Annotated in this window: 24 protein-coding genes and 1 tRNA gene; 11 read left to right on the forward strand and 14 right to left on the reverse strand. The window is 59.3% G+C overall.

Translation table 11 applies throughout. The features are described 5' to 3' along the window. Window positions 1-108: 108 nt before the first annotated feature. A complete protein-coding gene (locus A3C3_RS0117340; RefSeq protein WP_022715847.1) occupies window positions 109-1,161 on the forward strand; it encodes a threonine aldolase family protein in 1,053 nt (350 codons plus the stop codon). 13 nt (window positions 1,162-1,174) lie between these two features. Here A3C3_RS0117340 and A3C3_RS47935 read toward each other — a convergent pair whose 3' ends face one another. Next, window positions 1,175-1,303, reverse strand: coding sequence for a hypothetical protein (locus tag A3C3_RS47935; protein WP_267285075.1), 129 nt, complete (start codon window positions 1,301-1,303; stop codon window positions 1,175-1,177). A 209-nt stretch (window positions 1,304-1,512) separates the two neighbouring features. On the opposite strand from A3C3_RS47935, the gene A3C3_RS0117350 reads away from it, so the two are divergent. Then, window positions 1,513-1,998: a BA14K family protein gene (locus A3C3_RS0117350; RefSeq protein ID WP_022715849.1), complete on the forward strand. Its 486-nt coding sequence runs from the start codon at window positions 1,513-1,515 to the stop codon at window positions 1,996-1,998. Between the two features lie 36 nt (window positions 1,999-2,034). Here the strand turns inward: A3C3_RS0117350 and A3C3_RS0117355 are convergent, their stop codons facing one another. Then, window positions 2,035-2,898, reverse strand: a complete 864-nt coding sequence (locus A3C3_RS0117355; RefSeq protein WP_022715850.1) for a LysR family transcriptional regulator — start codon at window positions 2,896-2,898, stop codon at window positions 2,035-2,037. Window positions 2,899-2,993: 95 nt separating this feature from the next. Between A3C3_RS0117355 and A3C3_RS0117360 the strand changes: the two genes are divergently transcribed. Beyond that, window positions 2,994-3,998: a bile acid:sodium symporter family protein gene (locus A3C3_RS0117360; protein WP_022715851.1), complete on the forward strand. Its 1,005-nt coding sequence runs from the start codon at window positions 2,994-2,996 to the stop codon at window positions 3,996-3,998. A 69-nt stretch (window positions 3,999-4,067) separates the two neighbouring features. On the opposite strand, the gene A3C3_RS0117365 is transcribed toward A3C3_RS0117360, so the two are convergent. Then, entirely contained in the window at window positions 4,068-4,535 is a 468-nt protein-coding gene (locus A3C3_RS0117365) for an Hsp20 family protein (protein ID WP_028739736.1), read from the reverse strand. A gap of 404 nt (window positions 4,536-4,939) precedes the next feature. Between A3C3_RS0117365 and A3C3_RS0117375 the strand changes: the two genes are divergently transcribed. Then, window positions 4,940-5,914 (forward strand): alpha/beta fold hydrolase, encoded by a 975-nt coding sequence (locus A3C3_RS0117375; RefSeq protein ID WP_022715852.1) that lies wholly within the window; start codon window positions 4,940-4,942, stop codon window positions 5,912-5,914. Window positions 5,915-5,926: 12 nt separating this feature from the next. Here A3C3_RS0117375 and hisN read toward each other — a convergent pair whose 3' ends face one another. Then, window positions 5,927-6,700: a histidinol-phosphatase gene (gene hisN, locus A3C3_RS0117380; RefSeq protein WP_022715853.1), complete on the reverse strand. Its 774-nt coding sequence runs from the start codon at window positions 6,698-6,700 to the stop codon at window positions 5,927-5,929. A 253-nt stretch (window positions 6,701-6,953) separates the two neighbouring features. Next, complete coding sequence (locus tag A3C3_RS0117385; protein WP_022715854.1) at window positions 6,954-7,835, reverse strand: N-formylglutamate amidohydrolase; 882 nt, start codon at window positions 7,833-7,835, stop codon at window positions 6,954-6,956. A gap of 190 nt (window positions 7,836-8,025) precedes the next feature. Here A3C3_RS0117385 and cpdR1 point away from each other — a divergent pair, with 190 nt between their 5' ends. Next, window positions 8,026-8,388, forward strand: a complete 363-nt coding sequence (gene cpdR1 / locus A3C3_RS0117390) for a response regulator CpdR1 (RefSeq protein WP_003542883.1) — start codon at window positions 8,026-8,028, stop codon at window positions 8,386-8,388. Between the two features lie 84 nt (window positions 8,389-8,472). Then, window positions 8,473-8,547, forward strand: a tRNA-Val gene (locus A3C3_RS0117395). 149 nt (window positions 8,548-8,696) lie between these two features. Here the strand turns inward: A3C3_RS0117395 and A3C3_RS47940 are convergent. Continuing rightward, entirely contained in the window at window positions 8,697-8,831 is a 135-nt protein-coding gene (locus A3C3_RS47940; RefSeq protein WP_022715855.1) for a hypothetical protein, read from the reverse strand. Window positions 8,832-9,146: 315 nt separating this feature from the next. Here A3C3_RS47940 and A3C3_RS38625 point away from each other — a divergent pair, with 315 nt between their 5' ends. Beyond that, entirely contained in the window at window positions 9,147-9,344 is a 198-nt protein-coding gene (locus A3C3_RS38625; protein WP_022715856.1) for a CrpP-related protein, read from the forward strand. 194 nt (window positions 9,345-9,538) lie between these two features. Beyond that, complete coding sequence (locus A3C3_RS0117410; RefSeq protein ID WP_022715857.1) at window positions 9,539-10,015, forward strand: hypothetical protein; 477 nt, start codon at window positions 9,539-9,541, stop codon at window positions 10,013-10,015. A gap of 3 nt (window positions 10,016-10,018) precedes the next feature. Here A3C3_RS0117410 and A3C3_RS0117415 read toward each other — a convergent pair whose 3' ends face one another. After that, the gene (locus A3C3_RS0117415) at window positions 10,019-10,717 is read right to left on the reverse strand and encodes a hypothetical protein (protein WP_022715858.1); all 699 of its coding nucleotides are present in this window, start codon (window positions 10,715-10,717) and stop codon (window positions 10,019-10,021) included. A gap of 150 nt (window positions 10,718-10,867) precedes the next feature. Here A3C3_RS0117415 and A3C3_RS0117420 point away from each other — a divergent pair, with 150 nt between their 5' ends. Continuing rightward, entirely contained in the window at window positions 10,868-11,386 is a 519-nt protein-coding gene (locus A3C3_RS0117420; RefSeq protein WP_022715859.1) for an MgtC/SapB family protein, read from the forward strand. 26 nt (window positions 11,387-11,412) lie between these two features. On the opposite strand, the gene A3C3_RS38630 is transcribed toward A3C3_RS0117420, so the two are convergent. Both A3C3_RS38630 and A3C3_RS0117430 read right to left on the reverse strand, forming a co-directional pair. Then, entirely contained in the window at window positions 11,413-11,610 is a 198-nt protein-coding gene (locus A3C3_RS38630) for a hypothetical protein (protein WP_022715860.1), read from the reverse strand. A gap of 72 nt (window positions 11,611-11,682) precedes the next feature. Then, a complete protein-coding gene (locus A3C3_RS0117430; RefSeq protein ID WP_022715861.1) occupies window positions 11,683-11,913 on the reverse strand; it encodes a hypothetical protein in 231 nt (76 codons plus the stop codon). A gap of 409 nt (window positions 11,914-12,322) precedes the next feature. Here A3C3_RS0117430 and A3C3_RS0117435 point away from each other — a divergent pair, with 409 nt between their 5' ends. Then, window positions 12,323-13,444 carry a DUF475 domain-containing protein gene (locus A3C3_RS0117435; RefSeq protein WP_022715862.1) on the forward strand — a complete coding sequence of 374 codons (1,122 nt, stop codon included), beginning with the start codon at window positions 12,323-12,325 and terminating at the stop codon, window positions 13,442-13,444. A 104-nt stretch (window positions 13,445-13,548) separates the two neighbouring features. On the opposite strand, the gene A3C3_RS46130 is transcribed toward A3C3_RS0117435, so the two are convergent. The 5 genes from A3C3_RS46130 to A3C3_RS0117460 all read right to left on the reverse strand — a co-directional run bounded on the left by A3C3_RS46130 (window position 13,549) and on the right by A3C3_RS0117460 (window position 18,198). Then, a complete protein-coding gene (locus A3C3_RS46130) occupies window positions 13,549-13,719 on the reverse strand; it encodes a hypothetical protein (protein WP_022715863.1) in 171 nt (56 codons plus the stop codon). Window positions 13,720-13,879: 160 nt separating this feature from the next. Next, complete coding sequence (locus A3C3_RS0117445) at window positions 13,880-15,397, reverse strand: tripartite tricarboxylate transporter permease (protein WP_022715864.1); 1,518 nt, start codon at window positions 15,395-15,397, stop codon at window positions 13,880-13,882. Window positions 15,398-15,408: 11 nt separating this feature from the next. Further along, window positions 15,409-15,900: a tripartite tricarboxylate transporter TctB family protein gene (locus A3C3_RS0117450; protein ID WP_022715865.1), complete on the reverse strand. Its 492-nt coding sequence runs from the start codon at window positions 15,898-15,900 to the stop codon at window positions 15,409-15,411. Continuing rightward, entirely contained in the window at window positions 15,897-16,841 is a 945-nt protein-coding gene (locus A3C3_RS0117455) for a Bug family tripartite tricarboxylate transporter substrate binding protein (protein ID WP_022715866.1), read from the reverse strand. Before A3C3_RS0117455 ends, A3C3_RS0117450 begins: the two co-directional genes overlap by 4 nt. A 310-nt stretch (window positions 16,842-17,151) precedes the next feature. Next, entirely contained in the window at window positions 17,152-18,198 is a 1,047-nt protein-coding gene (locus A3C3_RS0117460) for an ABC transporter substrate-binding protein (RefSeq protein ID WP_028739737.1), read from the reverse strand. A 140-nt stretch (window positions 18,199-18,338) separates the two neighbouring features. Here A3C3_RS0117460 and A3C3_RS0117465 point away from each other — a divergent pair, with 140 nt between their 5' ends. Continuing rightward, complete coding sequence (locus A3C3_RS0117465) at window positions 18,339-20,207, forward strand: adenylate/guanylate cyclase domain-containing protein (protein WP_022715868.1); 1,869 nt, start codon at window positions 18,339-18,341, stop codon at window positions 20,205-20,207. Window positions 20,208-20,227 lie beyond the last annotated feature (20 nt).

Below are 20,227 nucleotides of genomic sequence, written 5' to 3' on the forward strand. Positions count from 1 at the left end.
GAATTCAATTTTTGTGATGCATTGCGAGGCAGATGTTTGATCGCGTGAAGCTTTGGCGTAATGTCCCTGCCGAACTTGCCAACCCCACATTTTTCTAACGGTTCTTCCATGTATTTTGCTTCCGACAACTGGGCTGGCGCCCATCAATCTATTGCCCAACGCCTGCTCGAGGCTTCCGCCGGTTTCGCGTCCGCATACGGCACCAGCGATCTCGATAAAAAAGTCGAGGCACGCTTTTGCGAAGTCTTCGAGCGTGAAGTCGCCGTCTTCTTTGTCGCCACCGGTACGGCTGCGAATTCCCTTTCGCTCGCCAGCGTCCAGCGCCCCGGCGGCGTCACCTTCTGTCATTCGGAAGCCCATGTCATCGAGGACGAATGTGGCGCACCGGAATTTTTCTCCGGCTCCGCTCGCCTTGTTGCCGTGCCCGGCGAGTCCGGCAAGATCGATCCGGCAAGGCTTTCGGCGAAGATTTCAAGCTTCCCTGAGGACGCCGTACATCACGGCCGCGCCAGCGCCATCACCATCACCCAGGCAACCGAAATCGGCACGGTCTACTCGTTGCCGGAAATCGGTGAGATTTCAGCCATCGCAAAAAAGAGGAGCCTTGCCCTTCACATGGATGGAGCACGTTTTGCCAACGCGCTCGTCGCGCTCGGCGCAACGCCTGCCGAAATGACATGGAAACGCGGGGTGGACATGCTTTCCTTCGGCGGCACCAAGAACGGTTGCTGGTGCGCGGAGGCGATCGTCTTCTTTAATCCGGATCGGGCCAAAGAAATGCCTTTTATCCGCAAGCGTGCGGCACAGCTCTTCTCCAAGTCGCGCTTCATCGCCGCCCAGTTCGACGCTTATTTCAAGAACGATCTCTGGCTCGATCTTGCCCGCCATGCGAACAGCATGGCCGATGGCCTGCGTGGCGGCATCGGCGCCAGCAATTGCGCCAGGCTCGCCTGGCCCACCGCCTCCAACGAAGTCTTCGCCGTCGTCACCAAGAGCGCGGCGAGAACTGCTGAAAACAGGGGGGCGACATTCTACGAGTGGCCGGTTCCGGCCGCAACGCCTGACCTCGTCGAAGGCAACGAGACGCTGATCCGCCTCGTCACCAGCTTCGCCACGACAAAAGCCGATGTTGACGGCTTCCTGAAGTGTCTGGCGACTTAAAGCCCGGCAGCACCTAGTTCTGATGGCCATAGACGGCGGATTGCGGGGCACCGTGATCCGCCTTTTCCGCTTCGTGCCCGATCACCAGGATCATCATTACACAGGCCACCAGCCCGGATACGAATAGTGCGCCATACATCATCGGTGCGTCCTTTCTTGCCCCGAACGACGACCATATTGGTTCCTACCGTAGGAGCCGGAATATCACCAAAAAGCTAAGCGACAAGGTTGAGAGGGGCTTAAAATGGCAGGTAACCGGTTAACCGACTGACTGCGACCGCCGTTTAAAATTCGTCCGTCGCTGGAACTTTTCAGGAACAACTTCATTGATAGCTAGAAAGGTGAAAAGCCATGAAAACGTTAGCTGTCGTGTTCATCTCAGCTGTGACTGCCTTGACCAGCGTACCGCCTGCCGAGGCATTTCCTGCGATCAATCTCGAAAAGCCGAAAGTCGTGTCGAACATAGAGCAGGTTCGGGATCGCGACTGGAGCGGATGGAGCAATTTTGCGAGGCGCCGCTATCTTAAGAGTGTGCGCAGCCATGGCGGCTCATACTATGGCGGTCATCGTGGTTATCGCTACAACAGATATTATGGCCGCCGGTACCGCGATTATGACAATGACAACGACGCCGCCGCAATTATCGGCGGATTGGCGCTCGGCGCGATCGTCGGCGGTGCGTTGGCTCAGCCACGCTACTATGGCCCGTCCTCCTATGCTTATGGCGGTAACGGTCATACGAGCTGGTGCTACAGCCGATATCGCTCCTATAGGGCTTGGGATAATACGTTCCAGCCGTACTATGGCCCGCGCCGACAGTGCGTTTCGCCGTATTGATCGGCCAGCAACCGAAACCCGCCGCCCGGCGGGTTTCTATTTTTGTGCGCCCGATCGCAGACCCCGCACCTTCCCAAGAATGTCCTCCGAAAGCGCCGACACCAGCGCCTGATCGGCCCCTTTGCGCGGCACGAGTACGAATTCCACATCCTCCAGCAGCGGCAGCCTTGCCGTGCCGATCTCTTTCAATCCCGAGGGGGCCATGCTGCGCGGCTGCACCAGTACTCCCATTCCTGCCCGCGCCGCGGCCGTAAGCCCGCTCAGGCTGCCGCAGGTGCAGACGATCCGCCAAGGCACCTGCATTCGGCCGAGGGCCTCGAGCGCAATGCTGCGAGTGACACTTGGCGGCGGGAAGGCGATCAGCGGCAGCGGTCCTTGTGCAAGCACATGCTCCGGATCGCGCGCCAGCCAGACCAGCGGCTCGCGATAGACAAGCCGGCCGCGGGCATCACCGAGCCGGCGCTTGGCAAGCACCAGATCGATCTCGCCATTGTCCTGCATCTCGTAAAGCGCTCCGGAAAGCGCTACCGTCAATTCCAGATCGACCGATGGATGCGACCGCACGAAATCCTCCAGCACGGCCGGAAGCTGGCTGGTCACAAAGTCTTCCGACACGCCGAGGCGGAGGCGGCCGCGCAGACTGTTCTCCTTGAAAAGCGATTGAACCTGCCCTTCGATCGAAAGCATCAGGCGCGCATGCGAAAGCAGCGCTTCGCCATCTCCGGTGAGCACGACCTTGTGAGTGTCGCGCGCCAGGAGCTTTCGCCGAAGTGATGTTTCCAGCCGCTGGATATGTTGGCTGACGGTCGATTGACCGAGGCCAAGCCGCTCAGCTGCGAGCGTGAAACTGCCCATTTGCTCGACGGCAACGAAGCTGCGCAATTGCGTGAGATCGAGCATCGATATATCCTGATTTGCGATAACTGTTATTTCTTGCATCCTGATTCATAATGAGCGACAAAACAACGAAATTCTGAAAATGCCGAGAAAGCATCATGCGCCGCTTCTTGCCCGATACCTTCACGATCCTCCTCGTCTGCACCGTCATTCTTGCCTCGCTGCTTCCGGCAAGCGGCATTTTTGCGGATTATTTCGGCGTTGCCACCGGTCTTGCCATTGCCCTGCTGTTCTTCCTGCATGGCGCCCGGCTATCCAGCGACGTCGTCATTGCCGGCATCCTGCACTGGCGGCTGCACCTCGTCATTCTACTGACGACATTCGTCATCTTTCCGCTGCTCGGCATGGCGCTCGGCCTCATCCCGGATTCGATCCTGCCGCAGCCGCTTTACCTCGGCATCCTTTTTCTGTGCGTCCTGCCATCCACGGTGCAATCCTCGATCGCCTTCACCTCGATGGCAGGCGGCAATGTGCCCGCCGCCATCTGCTCGGCCTCCGCTTCCAACATCTTCGGCATGTTCCTGACGCCGCTGCTCGTCGGCCTGCTCTTTTCCGTCGGCGGCCATGGCGGCTTTTCCTGGGACGCGCTGGAGCAGATCCTGCTGCAATTGCTTGCTCCCTTCGTGGCAGGCCAGATCCTGCAGCCCTGGATCGGCGGCTGGATCCGGGCGAAGAAGAAAATCCTGATGCCGGTCGATCGCGGATCGATTCTGATGGTCGTCTATCTGGCCTTCAGCACCGCGGTCGTCGAGGGCCTGTGGCACACCTTCTCGGTAAGAGACATCGCGGTCGTCGTCGTGCTCGACATGTTGCTGCTCGCAATCGTCGTGCTGCTCACCATGCATGGCAGCCGCCTACTCGGCTTCAACAAGGCCGACGAGATCACCATCACCTTCTGCGGCTCGAAGAAGAGCCTGGCAAGTGGCGTGCCGATGGCAAGCGTCATCTTCGCCGGCCAGTCGATCGGCGCCATCGTCCTGCCGCTGATGCTCTTCCACCAGATCCAGCTGATGGTCTGCGCGGTGATCGCGCAAAAATATGCCGCAGCGGCTGCGCATCGGATCACAAAAGAGGAAGCCGACGAGGCTGCGAGCCCAGCCTGATCCGCAGCCAACAAAAAGCGGCGCCCCAACGGAGCGCCGCCTGTCTTTTCCTATCCTGGGAGGGATCGGTTAGTTGGCGACCTGCGCCTCGATAGCCTTCGGCGCGCTTACCGGCTCTGCGGCAATCGCGATCTTGCGCGGCTTCATGGCTTCGGGGATGCTGCGAAGAAGGTCGATATGAAGCAGGCCGTTCTTCAGCGAAGCGGCGGTCACCTCGACATGATCGGCAAGCTGGAAGCGGCGCTCGAAGGCGCGCTTGGCAATGCCGCGATAGAGGAACTCACTGCCCTCGGCGTTCTCTTCGCTCTTGACGCCCTTGACGGTCAGCGCGTGAGCTTGAGCCTCGATCAAGATTTCGCTTTCATCGAAACCGGCAACGGCCATGGTGATGCGGTAAGTGTTCTCACCGGTGCGCTCGATATTGTAGGGCGGATAGGTATTGCCCTGATCCGGCTGAGCCAGGCTGTCGAGCATGGTGAAGAGACGGTCGAAACCGACGGTCGAACGATAAAGTGGAGAAAAGTCGACGTGACGCATGATGTCCTCCTTAAGGAAGCGACGTGTTGCGATATATGTCCCTGAATCCCCATGTTCGGCAGCTTCGGGACGGTTCAGCGGACCCGTTTGGCACCCGCAGAATTCAGATGGTGATCGACTTTGCGCAGTTCAAGACCCTTTTGAAGCTCGGTGAACGGGGCATGAACGCGAGGTTCGGCATGCGTTCAGCAGCATGTCTGTAGAAGTAGTAATTGTCGGGTGATTAAACCGCCCGATGGCTGAAGTGCATCGTCCCTTCTTCTTCAGTCCGATTTTACGGCCGGCGCCGGGCATCCCTCAAATCGCCCCGCCGGTCCCTTTTTATTCGCTCCGCGCTTAACAGTTGATTTTCCGTCTCCGTGCATTATCCCCTACACTCAAGGCGGCATCGAAAGCAGCGGCTCATGGACAGCGTCCTTATTTCGACACCTGACAATCCGGTCCCGGAAAACCGTACCGAAGGCTATTTCGAGACGCATGACGGCTGGAAGCTGCGCTATGCGGTGTTCCGGTCCGATGCCTCCGTTGCAAAAGGTACGGTCGTCATCCTGCAGGGACGCAACGAATATATCGAGAAATATTTCGAGACGATCCGCGATCTAACGGCGAAGGACTTCTGGGTTGCGATCTTCGATCTTCGTGGCCAGGGTGGTTCGCCACGGCTGATCAAGAAGCGGCAGCATGGCCATGTGAGGCGCTTTTCCGATTACGAGCGAGACCTCGACACCTTTCTGGAAAAGGTGGTGCTGCCCGACACCCGCCTGCCCTTCTACCTGCTCGGCCATTCGACCGGTGGCCTGATTGCGCTTTCGGCCGCCCCCTATCTTGCAACACGCATCGAACGCATGGTGCTTTCCGCGCCCTTCATCGGCCTGATCGGCCAGGCAGCGTCAGCCTCGACCATCCGCCGCCTGGCCGCAACGGCTTGCTCGCTCGGCCTTGGCTCGCTGCCATTGAGCCGCAAGCTACGGGAGCTTCCTTTCCAGGACAATCCGCTGACATCGGACGAGGTGCGTTTCGAGCGCAACATTGCAATGATGAGGGAGCATCCGGAACTGATGCTCGGCCCGCCGACCGCGCGCTGGGTCCATGAATCCTTCAAGGCGATCGACAAGGTACTCATGCCGAGCCACCTCTTTTCGATTACCATCCCGACGATCGTCATTGCCCCGACCCGCGACGGCGTTGTGCCCTATATCGCGCAGGAACGGCTTTCGCGCTATTTCCGCGCCGCCCAGCTCGTGCCCATCAATGGCGCGCGGCACGAGATTTTTCAGGAGCGCGACGCCTACCGCGCAGCAGCGCTCGCCGCGTTCCATGCGTTTATTCCCGGCAGCGACGCCGAGGCCGCTGAAGAGGTCGAAGGATTCGGCGTCTAAACGGATGGCGACTTAGCGCTGCAGGATCGCAAGTGCCTGGTCGTAAACAGCACGGCTGCCGGCGGCGATGATCGAGCCACCGTTTTCCGGCCGCCCGCCGTCCCAGGTCGTGATGATGCCGCCCGCATTTTCGATCACCGGAATGATCCCGCCGACATCGTAGGGCTTGAGGCCGTTTTCGATCACGAGATCGACATGGCCGGCCGCGAGAAGGGCGTAGGCATAGCAATCCGTGCCATAGCGGAAGAGCCGGACCTGGCGTTCGATCTCGCGATATTTCTCCATTTCCAAGCCGGTGAAGAGATGCGGCGAAGTGGTGAAGAGGATCGCGTTCGAAAGCGTGCCGCAATCGCGTGTCTTCAAGCGCCGTTCGCCCTCCGGTCCGGAATAGGTCGAGCCGTTCTGATCCGCGAAATAGCGCTCGCCGGTAAAGGGCTGCTCGATCATGCCCATGATCGCCCGGCCGTTCTTCTGTAGCCCGATCAGCGTTCCCCATACCGGCACGCCGGAAATGAAGGCCCGCGTGCCGTCGATAGGATCGATGATCCAGACGTAATCACGGTCCAGGCCAACATCGCCGTGTTCCTCGCCAAGAATGCCATGATTGGGAAAATGCTCTTCAATCAGCTTGCGGATGGCCGCTTCCGCTGCCCGATCGCCCTCGGTAACGGGATCAAAGCCACTTGAAAGCTTGTTCGTCACATCGAGGCCGGATCGGAATCGCGGCAGTGTCTCGGCCTTGGCGGCTTCCGCCAGGCGATTGAAGAACGAGCGGTCAGGAAGCATGGATGATTCCGTTTTTCTGGGCCGTGTGGCACGCATTTCTTAGCGGAATTGCGTTCGAATGCAAATCCACCAGGCATTTTCTCGATGTCTGCCTAAAGATTTTGCATTGCAAAATAATGATTGACAATTGTGCAACGCAGCAGTAGCGTCTTCATACAGTCTTCTGACTGTAAATACCCTCCTTGGGTGTTTCCTCCCTAGACTTAGCCGCGCTGAACAGCGCGGTTCTTTTTTGAGCGACTGTCCGGGGGGCTTATTCGGCAGCAAGCGCCGTATCGGTTGCAAACTGCTCCACGTAGCTCGCCATCTGCCGCATGAAGCCCGTGACGGCGTTGACGATCAGCGGAAAGTCCGTGTGCTTTTCCAGCGTCACTTCGTCCACGTAGATCGCCCGATTCACCTCGATCTGCAGCGCGTGCAGCCCGCGCGCCGGCCGGCCGTAATGCTCGGTGATGAAGCCGCCGGCATAAGGCTTGTTGCGGATGGCTGTGAAACCCATCTCCTCGAGAATACTGATCGCGGTACGCGAAAGTTCGGCCGATGCGCTGGTACCATACCGGTCACCGATGATGAAGTCGGGCCGTGCATTGCTGCCTGCGACGCGGACATTGCCCGGCATCGAGTGGCAATCGATCAGCACGCCGAAGCCGAACTGCACGTGGGTGCGCGCAATCAGCCGGCGCAGCGCGGCGTGGTAGGGTTTGTAGATGCTCTCGACCCGATCGAGACCTTCCTGCACCGGTAGCCGTCGGGCATAAATTTCCATATTCTCGGCAACGATGCGCGGAATGGTGCCGAGCCCGCCTGCGACACGCAGCGAATTGATGTTTGCATAAGGCGGCAACAGGCCATCGAACATGCGCGGGTCGAGTTCGTAAGGTTCGCGGTTCACATCCAGATAGGCGCGCGGGAAATTGGCGAGAAGCAGAGGGGCGCCAAGCAGGCTGGCGGCTGAAAAGAGCTCGTCGACATAGTGATCCTCCGAGCGGCGGATGGAAATGCCTTCGAGCCGCGACTGGGCGATAAATTCCGGTGGATAAATACGGCCGCTGTGGGGAGAATTGTAAACGAAGGGAATGGTCTGCGACACGGGCTCACGGATCTCAAAAAGCTCGTATTCGCGAATTTCCGGCACCTTTTTCCCTCTTAACCATGTCACAGGACGGCTGCTTCGCCCATGTTGCCAGTTGCCTCACCGCAAGTCCATACTATGTAGCGGGGATGACAGCCTTGGGCAGGCAATTCACCGGTTGTTTACTGGCCAAAGTCTAGTGTAAATAGCTGGCGCCTCCCACCAAAAACCTATTCACCAATCGGTCTGGATAATGACTCAGAAGATACTGCTCGCCGAAGACGACAACGACATGCGCCGCTTCCTTGTAAAGGCGCTCGAAAAGGCCGGTTACAAGGTTCTTTCCTACGATAACGGCGCAAGCGCCTATGACAGGCTCCGCGAAGAGCCCTTCTCCCTGCTCCTGACCGATATCGTCATGCCGGAAATGGATGGCATCGAGCTCGCACGCCGTGCGACCGAACTCGACCCGGACCTCAAGGTCATGTTCATCACCGGTTTTGCGGCCGTTGCACTGAACCCTGATTCGAAGGCGCCGAAGGATGCAAAGGTGCTTTCCAAGCCTTTCCATCTTCGCGATCTCGTCGATGAAGTGAACAAAATGCTTGCCGCATAAGGCTTGCGGGCGGCGGGTCACAAAACTTCGAAAAAGCCTATTGACGGCTCCCAAGGTTTTGTGATCTATGCGCCGCCATCGGATGGGCGTGTAGCTCAGCGGGAGAGCACTACGTTGACATCGTAGGGGTCACAAGTTCGATCCTTGTCACGCCCACCATTCGATCCTCTTGAAATTACAAGAGGACTTCGTCAAACCGCTGATTGACGAGTTATCTTCCAGGGCGTGAGCAATCCTGCCTTACGGCGCAAAACTGCGCCCTTGCCCAACACGGCTCACACAAGCCAGCCAAAACCCCATCAAATACTTTACTTCGTAAGCGTGGCGTCTTCAGATAGAGTTGCTGCGGTTTGCAAGTTCGGCGTCTCAGGGATTGCTGCGATGAAAAACATCGTGAACGCATAAACTGAGAACAACGTCAGCACCGCGGTCAATCGAATCATTCAGTATCTCCTTATTCACAAGGACAGCTTGACCCATATCGGGGTTTTCCAAAACCGTTTTCTGAACGGGAGATGAACAAAAACTTGTGACGGGGAATTTTAACGATATTTTTACAACACATTTTGGAGAGTCTCGCCTCTTCCCGCGGGGGCTTATAAGCCGGAAGAAGGAGCCTTTTAGGTCATGAAGGAGGCATTGCTCCATTCGAGCTAATCCTGTGAATAGCGGGAATCGACGCCGGTGAACTGGACATTAGCAACGAGAAATGTTTGCCTAGGAAGGCTGGCTGAGGGGCCGGCGGTTGGGGGCGAGCGATGAATATCGAAGAACTGCTTGACATGCAGGAGCGCGGAATACGCGACCGGATCCTCGGCTACGCGTTAAGCGACAATCCCATGTCGCGACCGGAACTGATGCCGATCTGTGACGCTACGGAGCTTGAAATCTGGTACGCCCGCTACGAGGCATGGCGCTTCGGTTGGTCCGTCGAGGACGCCAGCCGGCGACACTGAGCGTTTGAATGGGCGAAGGCTCCGCGCAAGCAAGAGGGAAGATACAGAGGCCGGCCCGTCGTTGTTGACGGCCACGCTTCCCAGAACGGGCCGCTATCCCTGCAGCGGCCCGTTTTCTTTGAGCGCGGCAAATTTCGGACACAGAAACATGCGACCCCCGTCCGGTAAACCAGCATGACAGGATTCCTGAACAGATGAGACTGACAGTGATTGCAGCTGCGGCGCTTTCCGCCGCAGCTTTCGCCTCCGGCGCCAACGCCGCATCCCAGAATTTTCCAGGCGCCGGTGTTTCGACACTTACAGGCAAATGCACAAAGCTCGTCGTTGGCAACGTGGATGCAACGAAGGGCTGCAAGGGCGAACTCGCCAGCGTGGGACTGCCGAACGGCCAGGTGACCTTCATCTTCACCTCAGGCGGCAAGATGCTTGGCTTCCAGGGCGACGGCACCGCGATCAAGCCGGCTTCTAACGGCAATGCCAGGATTCCGCTCAAGATGGTGACAACCGGCGTCGGCGAGAAGATGACGGGCCAGGTCAAGGTGGCAGGCACCTGCACATTCGGCAACCCTTACGGCGGCAAGCCGATCGTGATCGAATGCTCCGCGAAAAGCAAGGATACGGCCTTTACCGGCAGCTTCCGCACCAGCGGTAAGGCTCCGAAGCAGAAGTAGACCTCAGGCGCACCATCCACCGGCGGCGCCAGGCTTGCGGGCAAGACCCTCGGTAATCAGTTGCGTGCCCAAGGAGCGGCCGCCGCGCGAAATCACGTGCGGCGCACCGGTACTGGCTGGCTTGCCGGTAGCGTTCATGATGAAGGGCCCGGCATTCAGAAATTTAAGCAGCCTCGATTTTGCGGCAAAGCCGATCCTCCGCTCGCCTTCGCAACGCGCGGCGCCGACATCCGGCACTACCATATCCGCGATTACGATCTTCTCGCCCTTATACCAGAATATCCCACCGTCTGCGACGCAGTTCACATGCTGGCCCTGCCCGCAATAGCCGAAGGCAGCACGCGCGCTTTCCGGGCCGGCGGGTGATGTAGCCGTTGGGGAGAGCTTCACAGGCTGCGCGGCGGGAACAGGAACGGCTTCGGGCGGCACGGGACGCTGCGGCTGCGACGCAATAGCCTGCCTCGGCGCGCTCTTGGCGACAGCCGGTTTCGGCGAATCTGCCTTGATTGCAGCGGTAATCGCGGCTGTGTCCGGCGCGCGCGAGGCAAGAATCGGGCGCACGCTCTTCCAGTTGTCGTAAAGCGCGATGCTGCCAACGGCAACGATACCGGCGAAGAGCCAGGGCAAGGCTCCACCACGCCCCCTGCTCTTCGATTTTGCGGATGATTTGCGGCGGCGGCCGCGAGGTGCAGTTCTAGCCATCTGGTCCGAATCCCGTGATGGGCGGATTATCGCCTCCCAATCCTTTCCGAAAGGTTGGCGTGGAGCCGCAACGTCGAAACGGACGAACAAAGAGCCGCAGAAGACGTTAGCCCCGCGAAGAAATGTTCACCCGAAGGGAGCGCCTTCTCCATGGATATCGTCTTTGCCGACATATTCCCTGAATCCCGTATTCAATACCCGGTGATCTTTGCCCGGCTCATCGGTGCGATTATGCTGGGCGGCATCATCGGCTTCGAACGCGAGGCGCAAAACCATGCGGCGGGTCTCCGGACCCATATTCTGGTGAGTCTTGCGGCAGCGCTTTTCGGCATCATTTCCATCGAATCCGTGCATATGCCGGGCTTTGCCAACGACGAGCAGGTCCGCATCGATCCGTTGCGCGTCATCGAGGCCGTGACGGCGGGCGTCGCGTTTCTGGCCGCCGGCATGATCGTCTTTTCCAGAGGCAGGGTGAAGGGCCTGACGACGGGAGCAGGCATGTGGCTTTCCGGCGCGATCGGCCTTGCCATGGGCTTCGGCTATTGGCCGGTCGCCTTCTTCGCGACGGCGGCGGCGGTCAGCGTCCTCTTTGCTCTGGGTAAAATGGAGCAGCGCCTGGAGCGAGATTCCGGAAAGCAGCCGCCGCCGGAAGACGATGCCGACTCATGAAAAACGCCCGGCATGCCGGGCGCGCTTTATCGGCGATGAGAATTAGCCAGTCTTCCTCTTGAACTGTCCCTGTCTCCAGGCCCGCCCGTTTCGCCATGGGCAATAGTGCCGGATGCCGTTTCGCGCTTCTGCATATCAATGCCATTCTCGGAGGCCTCTTTGAGGGCCTGCCATTCGTTTTCGTGTTTCAGATAGATGTCCTGCGGCACGAGATCAGTCGTCATGGCGTCCTCACATGTTTGTCCGGGCCTTAAATGCAAAAGCCCCGACGTCGGTTCCCGCGCCGCCTGAAAAATCTAGGCGCGCCGTTTGCGACCTTTGGCTGCAAGGTCTGGACCGCCTTTTGAAAGGTCGCCGCCGGTGACATGAGCCGGAACATGAATGTCGTCCATCGGCGTCTGCGGCAGTGTCAGATCGACATGGTGCGGCGGCAGGACCTGCACCTTCTGCATGCGGTTCGGCTTTGCCCGCTTCATGCGATCTGCCGCTTCCGTACGCTTGTCGGGAGAATGAGTCGAAGTCTGCATTCGTGGTCCCTCCTTTTGTTATCGCGCCGACAATGGGGTTCCATTGCCTCAACCAGAGCCTAACGGGCGGGCGACTGCATGGTTCCAAAGAAAAGCTCCGGCGCGGACTGCGGGCCGCCTTGACTGGCGCCACAGGTTGACTAACTAGAAGGCTGATCCGCGGCCAAAACGATGCGCATGGTTGCCCCCCGTGCAAAAGCATCGGCTGCCGGACAAACACTGGTGCCGGGCCCCTCTGGCGAGAGTTTTTACGGCGCTCTCGTGATGTCGGTACCGCCTGCAAATAGCCGGCGGATTTTCACTCGATGAAAAAGCTCACAATGCCTCACGCGCATATCCCTTACGATATGCCGCGTTTTTCAATCACATCATCCTTCAAAAACGATGTCCGCATCAAAGAGGTGCGGCCATGAAGCAACCCATCAGCCATAAATCCACGCTCGGCTATTTCCGCTGGGCTTTTATCGTAACGGCCGTTGGCCTGGCGCTCGGCGCTTTGCTGGGCTGGCAGTCCACCGGCACGATGAGCGGCACGGCGACTATCTTCTTTATTTGCACGGTTCTGGCCGTGCTGGAGATTTCCCTCTCCTTCGACAACGCGATCGTAAACGCCAACAAGCTCAAGGAAATGACGCCTGTCTGGCAGCATCGGTTCCTGACCTGGGGCATTATCATTGCCGTCTTCGGCATGCGCATCGTCTTTCCGCTGGCAATCGTGGCGATAGCCGCAAGTATCGGCCCGATCGACGCTGTGATCCTCGCCGCACGGCAACCGGCTGAATATGCGCGCATCATGAACGAAGCCCATCTGCCCATCGCCGCCTTCGGCGGGACTTTTCTTCTGATGGTCGGGCTTTCTTACTTCTTCGACCCTGAGAAGGACGTCCATTGGATCGTCTCTGTTGAAAAACTGATGTCGCGCGGTGCGACGGTCAAGGGCATCGAGATCGCCTTCGTTCTCCTATTGATCCTCACTTTCGCTTCACTGCTTGAAGGCCAAGAATCGACGACCTTCGTCTACAGTGCGATCTACGGTCTTGTCACATTCCTGGTGGTCGAGGTGATTGGGGCACTGCTGGACGCCTCGCAAAGGGCCATGGCTGAAGCGGCACGCGGTGGGCTTGGCGCATTCATCTATCTTGAGGTTCTGGATGCAAGCTTCTCGTTCGACGGCGTCATAGGCGCCTTCGCCCTGACGCAGAACCTTTTCGTCATCGCCATCGGTCTGGGCATCGGCGCGATGTATGTACGCTCGATGACGATCATGCTCGTCGAAAACGCAACACTGACGCATTACCGCTACCTGGAGCACGGCGCGTTTTATGCGATCCTAATCCTTGCGATCATCATGTACGTCCAGACCCTCTTCCACATTCCGGAAGTCATCACCGGTCTCGGCGGTGCAGCGCTTATCGGTGTCTCGCTCTGGTCCTCGATCCGCCACAACAAGCGGAAGGAAGCCCGTGCGAAAGCAGAAGCGAGGGCGCGGGCCGAAGTCCATTCCCCTGCCCGCGAGCGGCTGGAGGCCTGACATTTCCAAGGCCGCAGCGTTTGCAAGCGTTGCGGCCTGACGGACAAAAATAAAGCCCGCGACCAACCGGTTGCGGGCTGTTTCATGCGTGATATATCGGGAAATTAACGGCCGATATGGTCGAAGGCATCGGGTGCGATACCGAGAACCTTGAGGTCCCGGGGCTTCGGACGGCGACCCGCTTCGAATGCAGCGCTTACAGCATTTGCGGCGCCGATGACAGCGAAGGCACGGCCGAAGAAACCTTCCCGAATGGACTTGCTGTAGGAGGACATTGTCTTTCTCGCTTTGGCTTCATTATTGACACCTCACATATGATGCGCTGCAGCATTCCTCACAAGTAACGGGATTTCAGGCCTGCCATGCAAAAACAAGCGGCCGGCCCATGTTTCAGGGCCGGCCGCAAGAAAAGGGTTCGAGCAGTACTTTTCTTCTTTAGTCGTCGCTTGCAGCAAGTTGCGAAAGAACTTCGCCGCGGCCGCGTAGTCTCAAGATCAACGGGATGATGAAAGCCGCAGCCGCCACGAGCAGCAGCCCGGCTGAGATCGGCGACGTGACAAGCGTCGTCACATCGCCCTGGCTGATGGCGAGCGCCCGGCGGAGCTGCTGTTCGGCAAGCGGCCCGAGAATCAAGCCGACAACCACCGGGGCGATCGGATAGCCGAAGAGCCGCATGATGTAGCCAAGAACGCCGAAGGCGAGCAGCATGCCGAGCTCGAACACCGAGGGATTGGCGCCGATGGTACCAAGCGTCGCAAACAGCAGGATGCCGGCATAAAGCCAGGGCTTCGGGATCGTCAGCAGGCGGACCCAAAGCCCGATCAGCGGCAGGTTTAGAACCAGCAGCATGGCATTGGCGATGAGCAGGCTGGCGATCAGGCCCCAGACGAGCTGCGGATTGTTTGCAAACAGCAGAGGACCGGGTTGCAGGCCATATTGCTGGAAGCCTGCGAGCATGATTGCCGCCGTCGCCGTCGTCGGCAGGCCGAGCGTCAGGAGCGGCACCAGCGTACCGGCTGCCGACGCGTTGTTTGCCGCCTCCGGGCCCGCTACGCCTTCGATCGCACCGTGACCGAATTCTTCGGGGTTCTTCGCCAGGCGTTTCTCGGTCGCGTAAGAGAGGAACGTGCCGATTTCGGCACCGCCAGCCGGCATTGCACCGATCGGGAAGCCGATCAAGGTACCACGCAGCCATGCCTTCCAGGAGCGGCCCCAATCCTGCGCCGTCATCCAAAGAGAACCCTTGACCGCTTCGACCTTGTCCTCGCCGCGATTGCCTTGGGCTGCGATATAGAGCGTCTCCCCGATCGCGAACATGGCAACCGCAAGCGTGGTCACTTCGATGCCGTCCAGAAGATCCGGAATGCCGAAGGAAAGACGTGCCTGGCCGGTCTGCTGATCGATGCCGACCATCGCCAGCGCAAAGCCGATGAAAAGCGACGTCAGCCCGCGAAGCGCCGAATCGCCGAAAGCGGACGAAACGGTCACGAAGGCGAGTACCATCAGAGCGAAATATTCACGCGGCCCGAAGATCAGCGCCAGTTTGACGATATAGGGCGCGATGAAGGCAAGGCCGAGCGTGGCTATGAGGCCGGCGACGAACGATCCGATCGCCGCTGTCGCCAGCGCTGGACCGCCGCGACCCGCGCGCGCCATCTTGTTACCCTCGAGCGCAGTCACGATCGAGGCGCTTTCACCCGGCGTATTGAGCAGGATGGAGGTCGTCGAGCCGCCATACATGCCGCCGTAGTAGATACCAGCAAACATGATCAGCGAACCGGCCGGGTCGAGCTTGTAGGTGACGGGAAGAAGAAGGGCAACCGTCAGCGCCGGGCCGATGCCCGGCAGAACGCCGACCGCGGTGCCAAGCGTGACACCCACGAACGCGTAAAGAAGGTTCATCGGCTGCATGGCGACCAGGATGCCCTGGAAGAGGAATTCGAAGGTGCTCATCGCATCCAATCCTAGAAGAAGAGTCTCTCGAACGGTCCGGCAGGCAGCGTGAGCTGCAGCAGCTGCGAGAAAATGATCCAGACGACAAAGCTGAAGACGATACCCGCCGGGATCGAAAGCCAGAGCTTGCGACGTCCAAAGCCACGCGCCGTGAAGGCAAAGAGAATGCCTGTGGCAATCGAGAAGCCGGCCGTCTTCAGAAGCAGCATTTGCGCCGCAAGACCGGCCACAATCCAGATGACGGGAGCGACTTCCTGATGTTCCCGTTCGGGAAACTCATTGCGCAACGCCTCGAAGACGGTCCAGATGCCGAGGCCGATCAACCCGAACGCCACGACCTTGGGCGCGGTAGCCGGCCCGATGCGAGCATATTGGGCAATCGCTCTCATATGCGTGGCGTCCCAAAGCATGACGGCCGCAACGACGAAAAGACAGATAGCAATGATCAGCGCCGCCCAATCCGGGCGGCGCTTCGTTGCCAAGGGTGCGTTGCCCCTGCTCATTTAACCAGCCCGATCTCTTTGAGGATGCCTTCGGTTGCGGAGACGTCCTTCTCGAGCTGCGCCTTGAAGGCATCGCCGGCGAGGTATGTGTCGGCCCAGCCCTTCGTCTTTAGGATTTCCTGCCAGCCTGCCGACTTGGAAAGCTTGTCGAAATCGGCGGTGACGGCAGCTGTCTGCTCAGGCGTCAGGCCGGGAGCAGCGGCGACCATCCGCCAGTTCTGTACGCTGACATCGACGCCAGATTCCTTCAGCGTCGGAGCGTCGACCCCGTCAATGCGCTTATCGCTCGAGACGGCGAGCAGGCGGAGCTGACCGGCCTTCACCTGCGATTCGAATTCGCCATAGCCTGAAATGCCGGCCGTCACCTGTCCGCCGAGGATAGCGGCAAGCGCCTCACCGCCGCCCGAGAAGGCGACATAGTTGATCTTCGTCGGATCGACGCCTGCGGCCTTCGCGATGAGACCGACCGCGATGTGGTCGGTACCGCCGGCCGAGCCGCCGCCCCAGGACACCGAACCCGGATCAGCCTTCAGCTTGGCAACGAGGTCACCCATCGTCTTGATGTCGGACGATGCCGGAACGACGATGGCCTCATACTCGCCGGTCAGGCGAGCGATCGGTGTGACATCCTTCAGCGTGACAGGTGACTGGTTGGTGAGAATCGCGCCGACCATGACATAGCCGCCAACGATCAGGGCGTTCGGATTGCCGCTGTTTTGGCTTGCGAACTGCGCCAGACCGATGGTGCCGCCGGCGCCCGGAACGTTCTGAACCTGAACATTGCCGGAGATGCCTTCCTTCTGCATGACGGTCTGCAGCGAGCGGGCCGTTTGATCCCAACCGCCGCCGGGTGCGGCAGGCGCCATGATGGTGTAGTCGGCCGAATAGGCCGGCAGCGCAATAGCGGCTGCGAAAAGCGTTGCAAGGAAAGTATGCTTCACGATGTGTCCTCCGTGATCGCGGTGAGCGCCGCGTATTGTTCTCAAGGGAATCGAGAAGCGTTGCCGGGCAGCGGACATTGATGGTCCGCAATAGCGACGGAGACTCCTCCCGAAACGTCTACTCTCCGCCTCCACGAAGAGAAGTACCAGAACCGCACCACATCAAGCTGTCATTTAGCTGACATCGGCAGGATATCCAGCGCCAAGGACACTTTTTTGCCGTAATTCAAGCATGAGCGCCCGGTTATGCCGGTGGCGTACATGTCAAATCCCCTCCCATAAAGGAGGTAGGTTCGAAGGCTATCGCCATCTACTGTGTCCGCAGCACCTCGTTCCAATGGGCGATCAGCCGCGCGCGCTTGACCTGGTCGAGATAGACCATCAGGCCCGGGCTGACCGGAACGGGCCGGAGCTGGGCACCGAGAAGCTCCTGTAGGGTGTTCGCCGTATTCTCGCCTGCAACTTCGGGGCTGACCGCCGGGATCTGCAGTTTTCGGGCCATGATCGTCTGTCCTTCCTTCGACATGAAGAAGGTGAGATATTGCCGCCCGAGTTCCGGCTCCGCCGCAGCCTGCGGCACCAGCCCGATGCGCGACATCACGACTGTATAATCCTTCGGCAGCACGATGCCGACATCGGGGTGCCGCGACGCCCAGTCCGCAGCATAGGAGCCGAGAATGTTGTAGCCGAGCACGAAGCGCCCGTCGGCTACCCGCTCCAGGATCGCCGAACTCGTCGAATAGAGCTTGACGCCCGCAGCCCCCATCGCGCGGATCACCGACCAGATGTCCCCGAACTGCTCCTGGTCGCGCGCCATGAACAGAAAGCCGACGCCGGAGCGTTCGATGTCATAGGTGCCGATGCGGCCGTAAACCGCGTTGCCTTTGCGCTTCAGGTAATCGACGAATTCCGCCCGTGAACTTGGCACCGGCTCATGCAAAAAGCTCGGCTTGTGATAGACGAAGACGGCCGGCTCGAAGGTGAGCGCATAGGCCGTGTTGCGCCAGTTTGCCCATTTCGGCCATTGTCCGCTCATCGGCAGATTGCTGACCTGCGCATAGCCGTCGTTGGAGAGCTTCACCTGCAGGTCCATCGCCGATGAAAAGGCGAAATCCGCGGTTTTCTTACCGGCATCCGTTTCCCGCACGATCCGGTCATAGATCTCGCCCGTCAGCATGTCTTCATAACGCACGGCGACATCCGGATTGGCTTCCTGAAAGCCGTGGATCATCGGCTGGGCGAGCGGCTCGTCGAGGGAGGAATAAACCGTCAGCACCCGCGCATCCGCCTTGCCGGATTTCGCGGGATAAAAGGCCTGATCCGCGGCTGCAAAACCGGGACAGAGCAGAAGCAGCACAACAAGAAGTCTCCTCATGAGCGCAGAATGCATCACCACGCTTCACCGGGCAAGCTCGAGTGATTGCGGGTGCTGTCTCGCAACGCGACAAGAGCATTAAAAGACGCTAAGCTAATTTAGACAACCGTATGGAGGGGATATTGGAACGACGGCTGAGTGCCATACTCGCTGCCGACGTGGTGGGTTATAGCCGTCTGATGGGTATCGACGAGACCGGTACCTTGCACGCGCTCAACCGCCACCGCTGCGAACTGATCGATGTCAGGATCTCCGACTACAAGGGGCGCATCTTCAAGCTGACCGGTGACGGAATGCTCGCGGAATTCCAAAGTGTGGTAAACGCCGTTGCCTGCGCTGTCGAAATCCAGCGCGAGATGGCTATGCGCAACAAAGACGTCCCGCAGGATCAGCGCATCGAATTGCGGATCGGCATCAATCTCGGCGATGTCGTGATCGAGAATGACGACGTCTTCGGCGACGGCGTAAACGTCGCTGCTCGGCTCGAGCGCCTTGCTTTGCCGGGTGGCATTGTCGTTTCCGGCTCGGTTCGCGATCAGGTCGGCACGCGCCTCAATATCGGCTTCGAGTTCCAGGGGGAGCAATCTCTGAAGAACATCAAGCAGAATGTGTCGGTGTTCACGGTTCTCCTCGATCCGCCTTCTGCAACGGCCGGCGCGTCGGGCGACCAAACCCGCAATACCTGCTTTATTGCCGTTCTGCCCTTCACCAACATGAGCGGCGATCCTGAGCAGGAGTATTTCGCCGACGGCATCACGGAAGACATCATTACCGACCTCTCCAAGATATCGAGTCTACACGTCGTGCCGCGGCACACTGTCTTCACCTACAAAGGGAGTTCGCTGAAGGTAAAGCAGCTCGCCCACGAACTCGGCGTGCGATACGTTCTCCAGGGCAGCGTCCGCATCGCCGGCGCGCGCGTGCGCATATCGGGCCATCTCATCGATACGGCGAACGGCGACCATCTGTGGGCCGATCGCTACGACCGGAATCTCACCGATATCTTCGCGATCCAGGACGAGATCACCAATTCGATCGTCGGCCAGCTCAAGATCCGGCTCCTGCCGGCCGAGAAGAAGGCCATCGCCGCCGAACCCACCGCCAATATCGAGGCCTATACCTACTATCTGCGAGGCCGCCAGCTATCGCACACCTGGACGAAGTCGTATCTGCACCTTGCCCGCAGGATGTTTTGCAAGGCTGTCGAGCTCGATCCTGATTATGCGCGCGCCTATGCGGGTATTGCCGATTGCGATGCGGCCTTACGCGATTGGGACCCGGAAAATGTCCCTCTCGAGAACATCCTGCAGATGAGCGCCCGCGCCCTTGAACTCGATCCTGATCTTGCCGAGGCCCATGCCTCCCGAGGTCTGGCCTTGCATCAGAACGGCCAGGATCAGCAGGCCATTGCAGCCTTCGAGCGGGCACTTGCACTTGAACCCAATCTTTATGAAGCGAACTTCCACTATGCGCGTTTCTTCTTCATGCGCGGCGATTTCGCCAATGCCGTCCGCTATTTCACGCGCGCGGCACATATCCGCACGGACGACTATGTCTCACCCATTCATTTGATGAGCGCCCACCGCTCGCTCGGGCGCATGTCGGATACGGAAAACTGGGCCAAGCTCGGGCTGCTGCGAGCGGAACGCGCACTGAATCTCAGTCCGGAAAATTCAGGACCGGCCCATCGCGGCGCGCTGGCGCTGGCGCATCTCGGAGACAGGGCGAGGGCAAGGGATTGGGCCGCCCGCGCCATCGCGATCGATCCCGACGACATCGTTGCGCAATACAATCTCGCTTGCGTCTATTCCGTCCTCGGCGACGTGGACGAAGCGATTGATATCCTGGAGAGGCTGATGCCGCGAAGCTCGGTCTACCACATCAAATGGTTCGATAACGACTCCGATCTGGATAACATCCGCAGCGACCAGCGCTTCCAGAAACTCCTGCTCGCAGCGCAGGAGGAACAACCCCGCGAGGTCGCTGAATAGAGCCATTGAGACAGCCAAAC

Origin of the sequence: Rhizobium mongolense USDA 1844, from assembly GCF_000419765.1 — a bacterium.
Classification (GTDB): domain Bacteria; phylum Pseudomonadota; class Alphaproteobacteria; order Rhizobiales; family Rhizobiaceae; genus Rhizobium; species Rhizobium mongolense.